General features: G+C 59.3%; 16 protein-coding genes. 12 read left to right on the top strand and 4 right to left on the bottom strand.

The window, feature by feature from the left end:
- On the bottom strand, positions 1-872 hold an 872-nt coding region (locus tag BG455_RS12185), incomplete at its 3' end, for an IS110 family RNA-guided transposase (protein ID WP_211307110.1).
- Between the two features lie 545 nt (positions 873-1417).
- Between BG455_RS12185 and BG455_RS12175 the strand changes: the two genes are divergently transcribed.
- Positions 1418-2101 (top strand): UPF0149 family protein, encoded by a 684-nt coding sequence (locus BG455_RS12175; protein ID WP_071470279.1) that lies wholly within the window; start codon positions 1418-1420, stop codon positions 2099-2101.
- A gap of 402 nt (positions 2102-2503) precedes the next feature.
- Here the strand turns inward: BG455_RS12175 and BG455_RS12170 are convergent, their stop codons facing one another.
- On the bottom strand, positions 2504-3007 hold the full coding sequence (locus tag BG455_RS12170; protein ID WP_071470284.1) for an EF-hand domain-containing protein: 504 nt from the start codon (positions 3005-3007) through the stop codon (positions 2504-2506).
- 206 nt (positions 3008-3213) lie between these two features.
- On the opposite strand from BG455_RS12170, the gene BG455_RS12165 reads away from it, so the two are divergent.
- The 11 genes from BG455_RS12165 (at position 3214) to BG455_RS12115 (ending at position 14063) form a co-directional block, all read left to right on the top strand.
- Positions 3214-4203, top strand: a complete 990-nt coding sequence (locus BG455_RS12165) for an ABC transporter substrate-binding protein (protein WP_071470283.1) — start codon at positions 3214-3216, stop codon at positions 4201-4203.
- Positions 4204-4262: 59 nt separating this feature from the next.
- Positions 4263-5015 (top strand): ABC transporter permease, encoded by a 753-nt coding sequence (locus BG455_RS12160; protein WP_071470278.1) that lies wholly within the window; start codon positions 4263-4265, stop codon positions 5013-5015.
- Positions 5012-5800 (top strand): ABC transporter ATP-binding protein, encoded by a 789-nt coding sequence (locus BG455_RS12155; protein WP_071470282.1) that lies wholly within the window; start codon positions 5012-5014, stop codon positions 5798-5800. Before BG455_RS12160 ends, BG455_RS12155 begins: the two co-directional genes overlap by 4 nt.
- A gap of 211 nt (positions 5801-6011) precedes the next feature.
- Positions 6012-6644 (top strand): tyrosine-type recombinase/integrase, encoded by a 633-nt coding sequence (locus tag BG455_RS12150; RefSeq protein WP_071470277.1) that lies wholly within the window; start codon positions 6012-6014, stop codon positions 6642-6644.
- Between the two features lie 90 nt (positions 6645-6734).
- On the top strand, positions 6735-6986 hold the full coding sequence (locus tag BG455_RS12145) for a type II toxin-antitoxin system RelE family toxin (RefSeq protein WP_071470276.1): 252 nt from the start codon (positions 6735-6737) through the stop codon (positions 6984-6986).
- A gap of 11 nt (positions 6987-6997) precedes the next feature.
- Positions 6998-7342 carry a helix-turn-helix transcriptional regulator gene (locus BG455_RS12140; protein ID WP_071470275.1) on the top strand — a complete coding sequence of 115 codons (345 nt, stop codon included), beginning with the start codon at positions 6998-7000 and terminating at the stop codon, positions 7340-7342.
- Between the two features lie 241 nt (positions 7343-7583).
- Positions 7584-8591: an LLM class flavin-dependent oxidoreductase gene (locus BG455_RS12135; protein WP_071470274.1), complete on the top strand. Its 1008-nt coding sequence runs from the start codon at positions 7584-7586 to the stop codon at positions 8589-8591.
- 410 nt (positions 8592-9001) lie between these two features.
- On the top strand, positions 9002-10462 hold the full coding sequence (locus tag BG455_RS12130; protein WP_071470273.1) for a metal-dependent hydrolase family protein: 1461 nt from the start codon (positions 9002-9004) through the stop codon (positions 10460-10462).
- Positions 10463-10481: 19 nt separating this feature from the next.
- Positions 10482-11225 (top strand): porin family protein, encoded by a 744-nt coding sequence (locus BG455_RS12125; RefSeq protein WP_245735543.1) that lies wholly within the window; start codon positions 10482-10484, stop codon positions 11223-11225.
- A gap of 59 nt (positions 11226-11284) precedes the next feature.
- Positions 11285-12346: a linear amide C-N hydrolase gene (locus tag BG455_RS12120; RefSeq protein ID WP_071470272.1), complete on the top strand. Its 1062-nt coding sequence runs from the start codon at positions 11285-11287 to the stop codon at positions 12344-12346.
- Positions 12347-12455: 109 nt separating this feature from the next.
- Positions 12456-14063 carry an alpha/beta hydrolase gene (locus tag BG455_RS12115; protein WP_071470271.1) on the top strand — a complete coding sequence of 536 codons (1608 nt, stop codon included), beginning with the start codon at positions 12456-12458 and terminating at the stop codon, positions 14061-14063.
- 17 nt (positions 14064-14080) lie between these two features.
- Here the strand turns inward: BG455_RS12115 and BG455_RS12110 are convergent, their stop codons facing one another.
- Both BG455_RS12110 and BG455_RS12105 read right to left on the bottom strand, forming a co-directional pair.
- Positions 14081-15136 (bottom strand): META domain-containing protein, encoded by a 1056-nt coding sequence (locus BG455_RS12110; RefSeq protein WP_071470270.1) that lies wholly within the window; start codon positions 15134-15136, stop codon positions 14081-14083.
- A 135-nt stretch (positions 15137-15271) separates the two neighbouring features.
- Positions 15272-15613, bottom strand: coding sequence for a potassium channel family protein (locus BG455_RS12105; RefSeq protein ID WP_071470269.1), 342 nt, complete (start codon positions 15611-15613; stop codon positions 15272-15274).
- Positions 15614-15899: the final 286 nt, after the last annotated feature.

The raw sequence follows: 15899 nt of genomic DNA, 5'->3' as shown, positions 1-15899 counted from the left end.
CGCATGATGGCAGTGATAGCGACCTTTTTGGCCTTACCCGCTTTGACCATCTGCTGATACTTATCATGCAGGTCGCGATTGAAGCGAATTGCGACCAGCGCTGGCATGTAGATGGCACGCCGCAGGGATGCCCTTCCACCAGTAATCCTCTCCTTGCCCTGCCATTTACCAGACTGCTGTGTCATCGGTGCCAGTCCGGCGAGCGCAGCGATCTTTTTGCTATCAAGTTGCCCCAATTCCGGCATGTCGATTAGGAGTGTTGTTGCGGTCAATCTGCCTATGCCTGGAATTGTCGTCAGCCGGCAGATCCGTTCCTCAAGGGTTCCTCGCTGCTTGGCGATTTGTGCAATCGCCTCATCCAACGCTTTAACGTCAGCGGAAATATCGCCAATCCGGCGACTTAGTTGCTCACGGATAAGTGGGTTCACTGCTGTAGAAAGGCGCGTTTTTGCCGTGATCTGATCCTTAACCAGCGCGCGCCGTGCTGTCAGTAACTCTCTGAGATCATGAACATCTTCGCTTTCGATTTGCTGTGGGATCAGATCTAGAACAACACCCATACGCGCCAACATCTTTGCATCGACACTATCTGTTTTTGCCAGCCGTCCGATCGCTTGCGCAAACCTGCGTGCCTGCTTGGGATTTACCTTGATATAAGGATGGCCCGCCAGACTGAGGTGTCGCTCAAGTCCACGATGATAGGCTCCAGTTGCTTCGAAGACTATCAATACGTCGTCTTTCTGACCAATCCAGGCGCAGAGCTGCTCGAAACCTTCTGCGGTGTTGGCGACACTGCGCGCTTCTTCTTGTGAGTGCCAAAATGCGTCAAGACGGTCTTTCGACACGTCGATTCCCATGGTATCTTTTGCCATCTTTTCTATTTACCTTTGCTTGTCGTTCGGGCCCGTAGCCCACGTATCCGTTCAGGCCTTGAGAAAAGACGGGGGTTCGTCAAACTCGACCACGGTCCCAAAAGACCAAGCTCCGCACGACGCCAACCCCGCCGCTGCCCCGCAGTTTGCGGTGCTGGGCAGCGGCTCCTTTTTGCCTCAGGAGCCGGGTTTTGCATAAGACAAGCTCCGCGGGGAGCTTGGCGCGATTTTGTCGTTGTGTGACGGGGGGGTGGGCACAAATGCCAACGCCCACCGTGGCGGTGGGCGTTTTGGGCAAGTGACGATGGTTGCGGGGACAGGATTTAGACACTACTTCACAAGAATGATACGATACTGCTCCACGCCGCAAAATCAGTTACGCGCATGAGGCAAAACAGGGTCAACACTCCAGATGTGGTTGGCCCAGCTTTCTTCAAGCCGGATATTCCCCGCCCTTGACCCGCGAAAGCCCAAACCTTACCACGGCCTAATATCTCACGCATCGACGCCCCGCGCATCAGAGCGCGTTCGCAGGAGGGCCTGTCATGAATAAGGAAAACAAACGGCTGGATCGTCTCGACGCCCTGCTTCACGCCCTGCCCTTCGACACCATGCCCATGGCGCTGAGCGAACTTGACGGGTACATCACCGGACTCCTCGCCTGCCCCGAGATGATCCCGCCTTCCGAGTGGCCGCCCCATGTCTGGGGCGAAACTGGCGATGCGCAGTTTCCTGACCAAAAGACAGCCGAAAAAACTATCGGGGCCGTTATGGAACATTACAATTCCGTGGCCGGGGCCATGACCCGATCCCTGTGGTGTGAGCCGATCTATGAAGTCGACCCGAATAGTGACGAAACCCTGTGGGAGCCGTGGGTGGACGGGTTCACCCGCGCAATGCGGCTGCGACCGGACGCATGGGAGGCGCTTCTCGATCGCGCAGATGAAGAAACCCGGGCCAGTATAATTTTCCTGATGGCACTGCAGGACATCAATCTCGGGCAAAGTAAGTTCACCGAGGACAAAATTGAAGAAATCGACCGTGAGGCCCCCGACCTGATCCCGAATTGCGTAGCCGCCATCCTGACGCAGTCGCGCCCCGAACTCAGCCAAACGGCTGCGGCAAACCTGCCGGGCAGCCCTTACGCTGCGCCGAAGAAACAAGGCCGCAACGATCCGTGCGCCTGCGGGTCGGGTCGGAAATACAAGATGTGCTGTGGCCAACACTGAAAGAGCCGTGCCCGTCCGACCGAAATACCTGTATCCCGAAATGTTGGGAAATCACGAGCGGTTCAGAAATCGCCAAAACCATGCAGCAGTTGAAACAGATGGTGCGGGGTGCGCAGCGACTGGTGAGAAGGGACCTTCAATGACCTTGTGCGACAGGGTAGCAGTTCCGCTTGCACATGTCAGAAATGCCCCCAGCGACATTCATGCTGGCCGCAGCATGAAAGCCCCCGTCGCAGGTGCGGCAACGTGCCCGGCCCTGAGCGGACGGCCAGCCTGTCAGGCTAGTGTCCCCAAAGCGGCCGCTCAAGAAGCAAGCACTGCTCTGGTACCTTTCGGCGCCCTGCTACTCGTGAGAAGGTCATGATCGACCCGCCGCGGTCTTACCTGCGGCGGGTGACTGTATCAAAAATCACTCAGGTCGATGCGGCCGTCGCCATTTCGGTCAAGGGTGGCAAACAGGCGCTCGGTCGCGCTCAGAAACTCGGCGCGCGAGATGCGGCCATCCCCGTTCGCATCGTTGAATTCGACCGACTTGGCGGCATGGATGATAGCACCGGTCGGGTTGGCATTCTGGCCCTGTCCCCGACGCCCCTCGCCTTGCCGTTCTGCGCGGTTCTCGGCCTGGCGTTCCAGCCGCAATTCGCCTTGGGCCGTGACGGTCTCAGCCATCTGCGTGATCTCATCTGCCTCCAGATAGCCGTTGCCATCGTGATCGAACATGTCGAACAGATCCCCCCGGCGCGTCTGCATATCTTCGAGCGAGACAGTGCCGGTTTGCGACATATCCCATGACGCGATAAAACTTGCGCCGCGCTGGCCATTGCCCTGGCCTCCATTGCCTTGAGCAATTGCGCCGGTCGCAAGCATCAGGGCGAGGGCGCTTGCGGTGATCAGGGTCGTTTTCATCTGGTTTTCCTTTGTGATGTGATGGCCTTTCAACGCGTCTGCGCGGCTTTTCTGTCGGCTCTGCGGCAGCGGGTCGCACCCGCTCCGCGACAGATGCGCACAGTTGAATGCTTTCAACCTTCCCACGCTGGAAGGTTTGATCTGTGTCATGGATGAAGGGGCTTATGGCGGTGCAATGCATCCTCAGCAACGCAGAGGAATTTGTAATGGCATCATTCGAGTTCACACGCCGAAAGGCGCTTCTTGCGGGAGCGGCACTGCTGGCGACACCGGCAATCTTGCGGGCAGATGCACCTCGCCTGCCGCGTCTGGTGCTGCAAACGCCCGGCTCTGGCCCCGCCATTCTGCTGGCACATGCGCGTGCCTTGAGCCTGTTCAACCCGATCGCGGATGAGGTCCATCTGTCGATCTGGACTACAGGGGACGAGATGCGTGCGGGGCTGGTGTCGGGTAACGTGCCTGTCAGTGTGGTTCCGACGCAGGCGGCGGCAAGCCTTTATAATCGCGGCTTCGCGATCAAGCTGGTGGCCACGCTGACCGACGGGCATTGTGGGCTAGTCGCGCGCGGGATGGAAGATTGTACTATTCCCGATCTGCGCGGCAAAACCGTGGTTGTGCCCGCCTTCAACGATTTCACTGGCCATATGATGCGGCTGGCGCTGGCGCATCACGGCGTGGGTCTGGACGCGCTGACGCTGATCCCGGCCACGACGCAGATGGAGGCCGCGCAAGTAATGTTGTCAGGCCGCGCGGATGTGGCGCTTCTGGCGGAGCCGGGGGCCACAGCGGCGCTGATGCGGGGGCGCGCGGATGGACAAGACCTGCATCGCGGCGTGCAGATGCGCGATGAGTTGGGCGCGATCACCGGTCTGCGCCCGTCACTGCCGCAAGCCGCGCTGGCCATGCGTGCCGATTTTGCCAGCCAGCACCCGTGGCTGGTCTCTGCCCTGACCACCGCACTGGCAGAGGCCGCTGAAGATCTGAACGCCAATCCCGCACAAGCCGCCGAGAACGCGGCCCCCTTCGTGGAGCGCGCAGCGCCGATGTTGGCGCAGGCCATTCCCTTCGCCAATATCAATGTCCTTGCCGCCCATGTCGCGCGGCCAGAGGTCGAGGCGCTATATCAGGTTCTGATTGCGGCTGATGCGGGCATCATCGGGGGCGCGTTGCCGGATGACGGGCTTTATGCCGTCTGACGCAAGCCTGACAGCGCGGCAGGCGGAATGGGCCGAGATGCTGCCCATGGGCTGCACGCGTGGCCTTGCGCTTCGGCCCGCCGGCCTTGGGGATCGCGTTGTTTCTCGCCGCATGGCAGGCCGCGCATTGGCATTACGGGGCGTTCATCCTGCCCTCACCATTGCAGACCCTTCGCGCGCTCTGGGCCACGCTGTCAAGTGCCAGCGGCTGGGCGGCGCTGGGGGCCACCTTCGGTCGGGTCAGGCTGGCGCTTGGCCTGTCGGGGCTGGTTGGCGGTGTGCTTGGGCTGGTGGCAGGCTATCTGTGGCTGATCCGCGCGACCTTGGCCCCAGTGGCCACGATCCTGCTGGACATGCCTGCCACGGCATGGGTGATTCTGACAATGATCTGGTTCGGCCCCTCGCATAGATCGATCCTCTTCACCATCGCCATCGTGATCGGCCCGATCCTCTATATCGGCAGGGTTGACGCGGCGCTGACCCGCGACCGGAGGCTGGAGAATATGGCGGCGAGTTTCGGCGCGTCCCGCTGGGCGCGTTTCCGCACCATCGCCTTGCGGCAAATCCTGTCCAGCCTTGGCCCTGTTTTCGGGATCGCACTGGCGCTGGGGTTCAAAGTGGCGATCATGGCGGAACTGGTGACAAATGTTGCCGGGCTTGGCGCGCAGATGGCGCGGGCGCGGGCGCATATGGATATTGACCTGGCTCTGGCGAATGTCGCCTTGGCGGTCGCAGGGCTGGTCATCATCGAGCATCTGGTGATCCGCCCGTTTCAGACGCGGCTGGGGCAATGGAAACGGGGCGCGGCATGAGCGGGCTGACACTGGCCACGATCAGCCACAGCTTCAGCGCGCGGCGCGTGCTGGACACGGTTTCGCTGGTGATCCGTCCGGGCGAACTGGTGGCGCTGGTCGGCCCGTCTGGCTGCGGCAAAAGCACGCTGGCGGCGATTGCTGGCGGCATACTGAAGCCTGATCAAGGCCGTATCCTGCGCCAGTATCAGCGCCATGGCATGGTGTTTCAGCAATCGCGCCTGCTGCCCTGGGCCAGCGCACGCGATAACATTGCCTATCCGCTGACCCTTGGTAAACTGTCCCGCGCCCAGATCACCGAACGCACCCATGCAGCCGCGCAAGCCGTGGCGCTTCTGCCCGATGATCTGGACAAACTGCCTGCGCAACTCTCGGGTGGGATGCGCGCCCGCGTGGCCATCGCCCGCGCGCTGGTCGTGGAACCCGAATTCCTGATTTTTGACGAACCTTTCGCCGCCCTTGACCCCGCTTTGCGCCGCCGGATGCAGGATCTGGTCCTGTCACTGGCCAAGGCGCGCGGCTTTGGCGGGCTGTTCATCACCCATGACTTGCACGAGGCCGCGCGCCTGTCGCACCGGATCGCAGTCATGGACCGGCAGGGAAAGGGCATCCTGGGCAGCCTGACCCCGCCCGGCACACCCGGTGCGCGCAGCGAAGCGCAGATATTCGACTTCACCCAAGAGGCACGCAATCACCCCTTGCTGCATGATCTGCTCAATGTCGATGAACGCGCCGTCACGCTCGATTGCGCCTGCGACACGTTGGGGTTTCAGCGCTGCTGTTGAGGAAAGCCTATCCGTTTATGTGCAAGTTCCTAAGATCGGGTATGAATATCGGATGACTGCGATGTCCAAATGCACATGATCGCAACAATATCCTTCGGCGGCCGCTTTACGCCCGATGCGATTGATGAGCACCAAAGACAGTGACCCATGCTATGTTTTTCCGTCGGCAGGGCCGAGGACGTGGCGGGTTCGGCGGATCAGGAGAGAAGCCATGACCTTTGACACCTTACCCGCCCTTCGCCCCACGCGTGCCCCTTGGAACAAAGGCCGCATCATCGGCCAGAAGCGGCCACTTCTTCCCAAGCATGTCTGGTCCATCCGCGCCCGGTTGGAAATGGCCGACAACAAGCGCGATCTCGCGTTGTTCAACATGGCGGTCGACAGCAAACTCCGAGGCTGCGATCTGGTTTGTCTGAAGGTGAACGACGTTTATGCGGCGGGCCGTGTTAAAGAACGCGCTTCGGTCACGCAAAGCAAGACGCGCAAGCCTGTGCGCTTCGAGATAACAGACACGACGCGCCTGTCGCTGGAGCAATGGATCAACGATCCTGAAATGACCGGTTGCGAATACCTCTGGCCCAGCCGTCTCCATGCGAGCCCGCACCTGTCCACGTGGCAGTATGCCCGGATCATGCGCGACTGGGTGCTCTCGATCGGGCTAGAACCAAGCGCTTACGGCACACATTCAATGCGCCGCACCAAGGTTGCCCAGATTTACAAGAAGACCGGCAACTTGCGCGCAGTCCAACTGCTGCTTGGCCACACGAAGATGGACAGCACTGTGCGTTATCTGGGCGTTGATCTGGATGATGCGCTGTCTTTGTCGGAAGGGATCGACCTATAAGCTGTGCCTGGCCGGTTCAGGCCGGCCAGGAATGTCGCTAAGAGAGACAATTTGCTTGACTTCGCGCCGCGTGTCGCCTAGAGCTACACCATGAGGCAGATCAGCTATACGAAAGCCGCGATCAGGGTCTTGCGGCGAATGCCCGCGAACACGGCCAAGCTGATCCGCACCAAGATCGAGGCATATGCGACAGACCCGGCCTCGCAGGCAAACAACGTGAAATCCCTGAAAGGCCGAGAGGGGATCAGGCTTCGGGTCGGTGATTGGCGGGTGATCATGGACGATCAGGGCAACGTCTTGGCCGTGTTGGAAATCGGCTCCCGTGGCGGCATCTATGACTGAAGGGGTATGACATGAACGAAATGGTGACAATCCCACGTGAAGAATATGATCGCCTTCGGGCCGCGGCTGAAGATCTGGCCGACCTGCAGACCTATGACCGCGCCAAGGCCGCACTTGCGGCGGGCGAGGATGAACTGATCCCGGCGGAATACGCGAACCGCCTGCTGAACGGCGAAAACGCTCTGCGCGTCTACCGGGACCTGCGCGGGATAACGCAAGCTGCCCTTGCCGAAAAAGCGGGCGTGAACCGCGTTACTGTGGCCGAGATCGAGACAGGCCGAAAGCGGGGCTCCGTTGCAACTCTGCGCGCCTTGGCTGGCGCGCTTTCGGTTAGTCTGGATGACCTGACCGAGTAGGGTCGGCCCCAAGCGGCCATTGGCTTCATGGCCAAGCGCCGCGGTGCAGCGTTCGTATACCTGAAGTTCGTGCATCATGCAGCATTTCTGAAGGGCAAAGGTCGCCAGTGCGGACGAAGCTGACTTCTGCTGATGGCTCGACTGCTCGCCGCTGCAAGCTCCGGTTCGCACCGAAGAAAACACCATGGGCAGCCTTGGCTTGCACTGTCCTGATGGTTAGCTGAGAGCAAAGGAGACGATCATGCAGCACTTCTCACTTCTCGATCTTTCGCCAATTGCCGAAGGGGAAACCGCAGCCCAAGCGCTTGCCCACACTGTCGATCTGGCAAGTGCGGCAGAGCGTTTGGGCTATCACCGCTACTGGCTGGCCGAGCACCACAGCATGCCCGGCATCGCCAGCGCGGCGACGGCGGTCGTCATCGGTCATGTGGCCGCGGCGACCAAGAGCATACGCGTTGGTGCCGGTGGCATCATGCTGCCGAACCACGCGCCGCTTGTCATCGCGGAACAGTTCGGAACTCTTGCGACGCTTTTCCCCGACAGGATCGATCTTGGGATCGGTCGCGCACCGGGTGGCGATATGGCGACCGTACGGGCGCTGCGTCGCCACTTAGCACCAGAAGACAGCTTTCCCCAGGATGTGCAGGAACTTATCGCCTATTTCGACACGGCGTCGGACCAGATGTCCGTCCGCGCCATTCCGGGCGAAGGCACCCATGTCCCTGTCTGGGTACTTGGGTCGAGCCTTTATGGCGCGCAACTGGCGGCCTATCTGGGACTGCCTTACGCATTCGCATCGCATTTCGCCCCCGCCATGCTGGAACAAGCGCTTGCAATCTATCGCAGCACGTTTCGCCCCTCGACCCAGCTGTCGAAGCCGCATGTAATGATTGCGGCGGGAGTTTGCGCTGCGGATACGGATGAGGAGGCCCGTTATCTGCGCTCTTCGCAGCTTCTCGCTTTTGCGCGGCTGAGAACGGGCAACCCCGGCAAACTGCCCCGACCTGTTCACGAAGCCGATCTGGAAATCCCAGCGCCGGTGCTGGCACAGGTAGAACAGGCGCTTTCCTGCTCCGCCACCGGGTCGCTCCGAACGGTGGAAGACGAACTTGCCCATCTCATTGCGAAGTATCAACCCGACGAACTGATGGTGACGGGGATGATTCACGATCACGCGGCGCGGGTCCGTTCGATCGAAATCGCGGCAAAAGCACTGGGCCGACTGCAAGAAAAAGGCGCCGCAGCGTAATCGCGCTCGGCCCTTTGCGAACGGTCGGCCCCCTTCTCGAGTGCTACAATGCAGCATACTCATTTCGGTCACTTAGACTCGCCCCAGCGATCCAAACTGGAAGGCCTGCTCTCGGGGGACGAAACGGAATTTCACATAGTATCGTAGACAAACTCATCGAAAACTTCTCGCAGAAGCCTATTTTTTAGGCATCCCCTAATCGCAGCACGGCCCACTACAAGCTTCCGGATATAAGGCTCTATCGGTGGATAGATTTCAAATAGCGATGCTCCAGAAAATGCTTGCGTCAAATCGTATTGTCGGGGCAACTAAAAAAATATGAAAATTCGCATCGTTTTGTGGTTCAAAGTGCAACATTGCTCTAGTTGATATTCGCGAAGCTACGGCAAATTAATGGAAAGGCGTTGCCCATGTGTGTGGTTTGCTCTGACCCTGAAACAGCATTGGCCGCAGGGATAGACCCCTGCCTTTGTGGTGCCCCGCAAACGCTTGCGGCATATGCGCGGATCGAGGCTGATATTTCACGCCGTCAGATGATTGGTGGCATGGGTGCTGTGCTGGGCATGTTCGCAGGCTTCGGCCTCGCCCCGAACGAGTTGCGCGCCCAGACGCCGGCGCGGCCAAAACTTCTGACCAATCTTCGCTTTTTCGACGGCACTACCCTATCCATGCAGGAAGGCCGCAATATTCTGATCGTGGGCAACCGGATTGCGGGTCTGCCGTCCCAAGACGAGGTTCCGGAAGATGCCGAAATCATCGATTGCGGCGGGCGCTCTGTCATTCCGGGGCTGATAGATGCACATTGGCATTCTACCCTTGTCGCCGTATCGCAACTGGCTGCGATGACGCAGGACGTGGGCTTCATTCACCTGATGGCAGGACGCGAAGCGGGCGCTACGCTGCAACGTGGCTTTACCACAGTGCGCGATGTGGGCGGCCCGGCCTTTGGCTTGCAAATGGCGATTGATCGCGGCGCGGTGGCGGGGCCTCGGATATTCCCGTCAGGGGCAATGATCTCTCAAACTTCGGGGCATGGAGATTTTCGCCTGCGTTCGGAATTACCGCGCTTCCCTGATACGCCGCCTAGCAATATCGAGCGTCAGGGCGTTGCGCTGATCGCGGATGGGGCCGATATGGTTCTGCGCGCCGCGCGAGAGCAATTGATGAAAGGCGCAAGCCAGATCAAGATCATGGCGGGTGGTGGCGTCTCGTCGCTCTATGACCCGTTGGATACAACCCAGTATACCGAGCGCGAAATGCGCGCAGCGGTAGAGGCTGCGGAAGACTGGGGCACCTATGTCTGTGCCCATGTCTATACACCCGGCGGCATCCGGCGCGCTGTTTCGGCGGGGGTGAAATCCATCGAGCATGGTCAATTGGCCGATGATGAAACCGTGCGGATCATGGCGGGCGAAGGGGTGTGGTGGTCGCTGCAGCCTTTCCTTGCCGATGAAGATGCAAACCCGAAATCCGACCCCGTCCAGCAGGCAAAACAACTGGAAGTGGCCGAAGGAACCGTGCGCGCGTTTGAACTGGCAAAAACGCATAATGTGCCGCTGGCCTTTGGTACCGACATTCTGTTCAATCCGGCAGGCACATCCAGTCAGGGGCGGCAACTTGCCAAATTCGCGCGCTTCATGTCGCCGCTGGAAGCGCTGAACAAAGCCACAGGTGCCGCAGGGCAGTTGCTGGCCATGTCAGGGGCGCGCGCCCCTTATGACGGGGCGCTGGGGGTTATCGCGGAAGGGGCTTTGGCGGATGTGCTGGTGGTCGATGCCGACCCGTCTGCCGGTCTGGACTGGCTGGATGATCCGCAGGGGCGGATCAATTTGATTATGAAAGACGGCCGGATCGTCAAGGACACACTCTGAAAGCAGGACTGGACACAAGATGAAGATGCAAAAGTTCAAAACTCTCATCGCCGCAGCTTTCGGCCTGACAACCTTGGCAGGCACGGTTCAGGCGCAAAGCGGCGCTGACACAGTCTACCAGATCACGCCCTATGCTTGGGCGACAGGCATAGGCGGGGATATCACGCCTTTCACAGGTGCGCCGGCAGTCTCTATCAGCAAATCCTTTTCAGATCTTATCAAGGATCTGGATGCTGCGTTTTTCATCTCTGCCTATGCGCGGCACGGCAACCTTGTTTTCATGGGTGATGTCAGCAGCTCGTCTTCGTCACGCAGCGGCACGGTGCCTGTCCTTGGTCTTCCGGCAACCGGAAAGCTGCGCCAGACTTCTGTTACGGCGCTGGCAGGTTACCGTGTTGCACAGACCCCGAATGCGACTTTTGATATTCTGGGTGGTGTGCGGCATTGGCGCGTTCGTGGGGCGGTCGAGACACCGCTTGGCGATGCATCCCGCCGTGTCAACTTCACCGACCCGATCATCGCAGCCCGTGCCAATTTCCAGATCGCGCCCGGCTGGTCCGGCTTGCTTTATGCAGATGTGGGCGGCTTCGGTGTCGGCTCCAAGCTGACAGCGCAATTGCTGGGCACCGTGAATTACCAGTTGCGCGAAAATGCGTTTCTGTCTGTGGGCTACCGCCATTTGCATGTCGATTATCGCAGCGGCGGAACCACGTTCGACATGCGGATGAGCGGGCCGATCATTGGGGCAAGCTTGCGCTTCTGATGATTGCGAAAAGCCCATTCATGATTTAGTATGTTATAGTATAACGCTGGGGGTGCGCTATGCAGTTTGTTTCCAAATACGCGCTTTCGCTATTATGCGCCGCAGCTTTGTTTGCTGCCGATAGCGCATCGGCCTGCACCCGCGCGGTCTATCTTGGACCCGAGGATCGGGTTCTGACTGGGCGCAGCATGGACTGGAAACTGCCCATGGTCAGCAATCTGTGGGCCATGCCGCGCGGGATCGCGCGCGATGGGGCGGCAGGCGCGCGCTCGGCAGAATGGGTGGCGGTGCTGGGCAGCCTCGTCACGACCGGCTATGATATTTCAACCGCCGATGGCATGAATGAAGCTGGGCTTGTCGTAAACCTTCTGTGGGAGGTTGAAGCAAGTTATCCGCAAGATGACGGTGAAACGCCGCGCATATCCCTGTCGGTGTTTCCGCAATATCTGCTGGACCGTTTCGCCACAGTGGCCGAGGCGGTGGATGATCTGCGTGAAAATCCTGTGCAGGTTGCGGGCGGTGAGGTGCCGGTTGGCCCGCCGGGACGCGAAGCGACAGTTCATGTGTCGATTTCGGATGCGACAGGGGACAGTGCCATCATCGAATTTGTCGATGGTGAAATGGTCATCTGGCATGACCGCAGCTATCAGATTATGACGAACGAACCCACTTTCGAGCGCCAGCTTGCCGTGCTGGACTATTGGAACGGGGTAAACCCGCGCGAATTCCTGCCCGGGACCGTGCGCGCATCGGACAGGTTTGTGCGCGCGAATTTCTACATCAATTCTGTCGTTCAAAGTGCGGATGCACGCATTGCCGCCGCGTCGGTTTTCAGTGTGATCCGGCAAACCTCGGTCCCTTGGGGCATTTCGGTGGCAGATCAGCCCAACCTGTCCACAACCCGCTGGCGCGTGGTCGCAGACCATAGAGACAAGCGCTATTATGTGGAATCTGTGATCTCTCCCAGTGTGTTTTGGGTCGATCTGGAGGCGTTGGACCTGTCAGAGGGGGCTGAAATCCGCAAACTGGATCTTGGCTTGGATATGGAACGTGTGCTTTCCGGCGAAGTATCGGGGCTGTTTGAAGCAGCAAACGCGTTTACATTCCAGCCCGCGGATTGAGGCCCGGTCCAAACGGGCCACCACAGGGGCCAATGCCCTGCCTGTCATTCCCCAAGCCGCGAGGGCGCCCATGCAAAAATACCTTGGCGCAGTATTGCCACGCCCCGTAATGCCCGCGCTACCTTTTGCGACGCTGTTTTTCGTGGCATCCCTGACCCCAAGCCTTGTGCCGCGCGATACAGCGGTTCAAGCCATACTAAGCGGGATCAGCCTTGCGGCAGGCTACGGGGTGGGGCTTGTGCTTGTGTCGGTCTGGTATCGACTGCAACTGCCCACGCTTCGCCCTGATTTGCGACAGCGGGTAAAAGGTGTAATCGGTGCCGCCTGTCTGATGGCGGCGGCTGCCACACTCTGGCAGGCATCCGACTGGCAGAACGGTTTGCGCCTGCTGCTGGCAATGCCCCCTGTTGAAACCGCGCGACCCTTCTCCATTGCGGGCGGGGCTGTGGCCGTGTTTCTGGTACTGCTGTGGCTGGTACGTCTGGCCAAATGGCTGGTTGCGCGGCTGGCCAATAAATTCGCCCGTATTCTGCCCGGCCCTCAAGCGCTTTTGGTGTCAATCCTTCTGACCGCGATCATCTTCTGGAATATTGGCAACGGGGTGATTGTACGGGGCGCGCTGAACACGGCAGACCGCATCTATGCTGGTCTTGATGGCCGCTTTGAGGACGCCAGTCCCCGCCCGCAAGACCCACGCAAGACAGGGGCGGCAGGCTCGCTGGTGGAGTGGGACAGCCTTGGCCGCATGGGCCGCGCGATGGTCGCTGCAAGCCCCGATCAAGCACAGATCGCGGCCCTGACTGGCGCAGAGGCACTGGAACCCTTGCGTGTATATGTGGGCCTGAACTCTGCCCCCGACCCCGAGGCGCGAGCACGTCTGGCATTGCAAGAACTGCTGCGCATGGACGCATTTTCGCGCAACACACTGGTCATTGCAACCCCGACAGGTACCGGCTGGGTGGACCCTGCCGGACAGCAAGCGCTGGAATATCTGCTGGGCGGGGATGTGGCGACGGTTTCAGTGCAATATTCATATCTGGCAAGCTGGATCGCGCTTCTGACCAACCCCGAATACGGGGTGGAAACAGCGCGCGCTGTCTTCTCGGTGGTCTATGATCACTGGCGCGACTTGCCCAGCGACGCGCGCCCTGCGCTGTATCTGAACGGACTAAGCCTTGGATCGCTGAATTCCGACCAGAGCCATGACCTGCATCAGGTAGTGGGTGATCCGTTCCATGGCGCGCTCTGGGTTGGGCCGCCTTTCAGCAGCCCGACATGGCTGGAAGTCACCCGCAACCGCAATCCCGGCTCTCCTGCATGGCTGCCCAGCTACCGCGACGGCAGTGCGGTGCGGTTTATGAACCAGACAGGACTGACCTCGGATATTGCGGCCCCTTGGGGGCGGTTTCGCATTCTCTATCTGCAACATGCCAGCGATGCGGTGGTGTTCTTCGACCCGCGCGCAACATGGCGCCGCCCGCGCTGGATGGCCGGCCCCCGCGGGCCTGATGTGTCCCCCGGCTTTCACTGGCTGCCAATCGTAACTGTTCTACAGCTTGGGGTGGACATAATGACAGCCATCAAACCGCCCGACGGGTTTGGGCATAGCTATGACTTTACCAGCTATGCCCGTGCCTGGGCCATGCTGCTGGAGCTGCCTGACTGGACCGATGCACGCATAGACGCGCTGGCTGCAAGCCACGCAGCGCAGCAATAAGGGACGCAACAGCGGGCTTACTTGCGGGTATACAACGCGCGGAAGCGCGCAAGCTCGCTGCCCGCATCATCCAGCAGCCGCAAGCGATGATCCATCAGATCAACCCTGCGCGCGGCCTCAAGTGTTTCGGCAAATATCGCTTCTCTCTGTGCAAGTTCAGCGGGGCAGGCCATCATCGTGCTGGCCACGGGACCAAACTCCACACTGTCGTCCTCGTTTTTCAGCTGGCCCATGAAACGGTTACATCCCATGGTTCCGCTAAAGCGCGCCCCGTCATCTGATATCAGCAAATACGGTTCCTGACGCCCATCTGTATGGTCCTGTGCCACGCCATGCAGATGGATCAGGCCCCAAAATGTATTCGTAAACTCTGCCGCCATGCGGTTGTCAGGGCAGCCGGCGTTCGGGGTAACATGGTGAAACGCCTCGACTGTGACGGTCATCCGATCAGCCCCCTCCATCTGGGGGCGCATTGAAATTTCAGCATCAATACGGGCGATCAACGGCGCGGCAGGGGCTATTCCTGCATCCAGATAAGCACGCTCCAGCGCGAGATACTCTGCCTCCATCGCAATGGGGAAACGCTGGCCAGACAGGCATTCGGTGAAAAGGGCCGCATCTGCGAAATACGTCATCAATCCTGTTACAGGCAGGCGCAGCTCTGTAGGTGAAAGCGGCGTTGCAACAAGGGTATAGGGCAAGTCAGAGTCTATCGTCTGGCCCTCTTGGTCCAGCAGGCGGATTTCCTGATTGGGGGTGATCTGCCACTCTGACCGAGCAGTGTCAGTCCCCTCCAGAACCAGCGCATTTCGCGCGGGATCGACATACCAGCGCCCCAGTTCATCTATGACATCACCGCGCTCAAGATATGTGCGTCGCAAGGCATAGCCCTGTCCCTCACTCCAGATATCGAGATGATAGTCGATGCCGGGACAGTCCGCACATGGCAACGTGCCGATGAAGGTTGCAGGCAAGACAAGACCATGCGCACCCGGGCGTTGGTGATCGGTATCTCCGAGTGCAAGCGCAGGAAAGCAGACAAGTAATGGAAAAATCCCAACATGAAGCTTCATAAAGCAGCCCTCTATATCTATGCCACAACGAGGTTGTATCAGCATTTTATTTGCAAGTGTACCAAGAGAGAGATGTATATGGCGGGCAATTTTCCGCAAGCCGCGGCGACACGCAGGATTGCAGGCGCAGACTCCTCATGGGTCGTCATGTTTAGAGGGCGGTTCGTTGAACATTGCCCGGGCAAGACGGGTGACGACAGTTATGACCACGCCCATCCCTGTGAATAGGTAGATCACAGTGAAAATCTTGCCCACATCTGTTACGGGATGAAGGTCGCCATACCCTAATGTCGTAAGTGTCACGACACTCAGATAAAATGCATCCACCCAACGCAAGCCCTCAACCGTAACGAAAAACATCGTACCAGAAAAAAGTATCAGCAACAAAAGATAGAAACTGGACCGAAACAGCGCATCCCGCCACGCGCGTCGCAACGCCCGTAAAAACCGAATGATCGTCAAGGCGAATGATACCATCAACAGGCTCCCATATTGTCCGTCATCAGGCGAAGGAGCGCGCGAGTATATTGGGGCGGGCCTTTGGTTCAAGTCGCCAAGTATATTTATGATCCCGGATATCGGAAAATTTCGCCGGATTGAGAAACTGGGATACTTCCCAATGCGAAAGCGGACTTGATCAGGTTGAAAGCTCTGTCAGATTTGAAGATCGGCAAGCCGATCGCTGCTTTCGCAACATGCTGCGCACGCATTGCTGCAATCTCACAGGCGGCTCTCCGCCCTGCGCGTCACGCGGCACCCTTGC

This window comes from Roseinatronobacter thiooxidans, from assembly GCF_001870675.1.
Classification (GTDB): Bacteria; Pseudomonadota; Alphaproteobacteria; order Rhodobacterales; family Rhodobacteraceae; genus Roseinatronobacter; species Roseinatronobacter thiooxidans.
The sequence above is the reverse complement of the archived record's forward strand: the minus strand, read 5'-3'. Positions and strand labels throughout refer to the sequence as shown.

What these genes read in the sequence shown, in the direction of transcription:
- BG455_RS12110 (WP_071470270.1), bottom strand. Translation starts at nt 15,136, where the DNA reads ATGAAGCTTCATGTTGGGATTTTTCCATTACTTGTCTGCTTTCCTGCG.
- BG455_RS12105 (WP_071470269.1), bottom strand. Translation starts at nt 15,613, where the DNA reads ATGGTATCATTCGCCTTGACGATCATTCGGTTTTTACGGGCGTTGCGA.
- BG455_RS12170 (WP_071470284.1), bottom strand. Translation starts at nt 3,007, where the DNA reads ATGAAAACGACCCTGATCACCGCAAGCGCCCTCGCCCTGATGCTTGCG.
- BG455_RS12130 (WP_071470273.1), top strand. Translation starts at nt 9,002, where the DNA reads ATGTGTGTGGTTTGCTCTGACCCTGAAACAGCATTGGCCGCAGGGATA.
- BG455_RS12115 (WP_071470271.1), top strand. Translation starts at nt 12,456, where the DNA reads ATGCCCGCGCTACCTTTTGCGACGCTGTTTTTCGTGGCATCCCTGACC.
- BG455_RS12165 (WP_071470283.1), top strand. Translation starts at nt 3,214, where the DNA reads ATGGCATCATTCGAGTTCACACGCCGAAAGGCGCTTCTTGCGGGAGCG.
- BG455_RS12135 (WP_071470274.1), top strand. Translation starts at nt 7,584, where the DNA reads ATGCAGCACTTCTCACTTCTCGATCTTTCGCCAATTGCCGAAGGGGAA.
- BG455_RS12120 (WP_071470272.1), top strand. Translation starts at nt 11,285, where the DNA reads ATGCAGTTTGTTTCCAAATACGCGCTTTCGCTATTATGCGCCGCAGCT.
- BG455_RS12155 (WP_071470282.1), top strand. Translation starts at nt 5,012, where the DNA reads ATGAGCGGGCTGACACTGGCCACGATCAGCCACAGCTTCAGCGCGCGG.
- BG455_RS12175 (WP_071470279.1), top strand. Translation starts at nt 1,418, where the DNA reads ATGAATAAGGAAAACAAACGGCTGGATCGTCTCGACGCCCTGCTTCAC.
- BG455_RS12150 (WP_071470277.1), top strand. Translation starts at nt 6,012, where the DNA reads ATGACCTTTGACACCTTACCCGCCCTTCGCCCCACGCGTGCCCCTTGG.
- BG455_RS12145 (WP_071470276.1), top strand. Translation starts at nt 6,735, where the DNA reads ATGAGGCAGATCAGCTATACGAAAGCCGCGATCAGGGTCTTGCGGCGA.
- BG455_RS12125 (WP_245735543.1), top strand. Translation starts at nt 10,482, where the DNA reads ATGAAGATGCAAAAGTTCAAAACTCTCATCGCCGCAGCTTTCGGCCTG.
- BG455_RS12140 (WP_071470275.1), top strand. Translation starts at nt 6,998, where the DNA reads ATGAACGAAATGGTGACAATCCCACGTGAAGAATATGATCGCCTTCGG.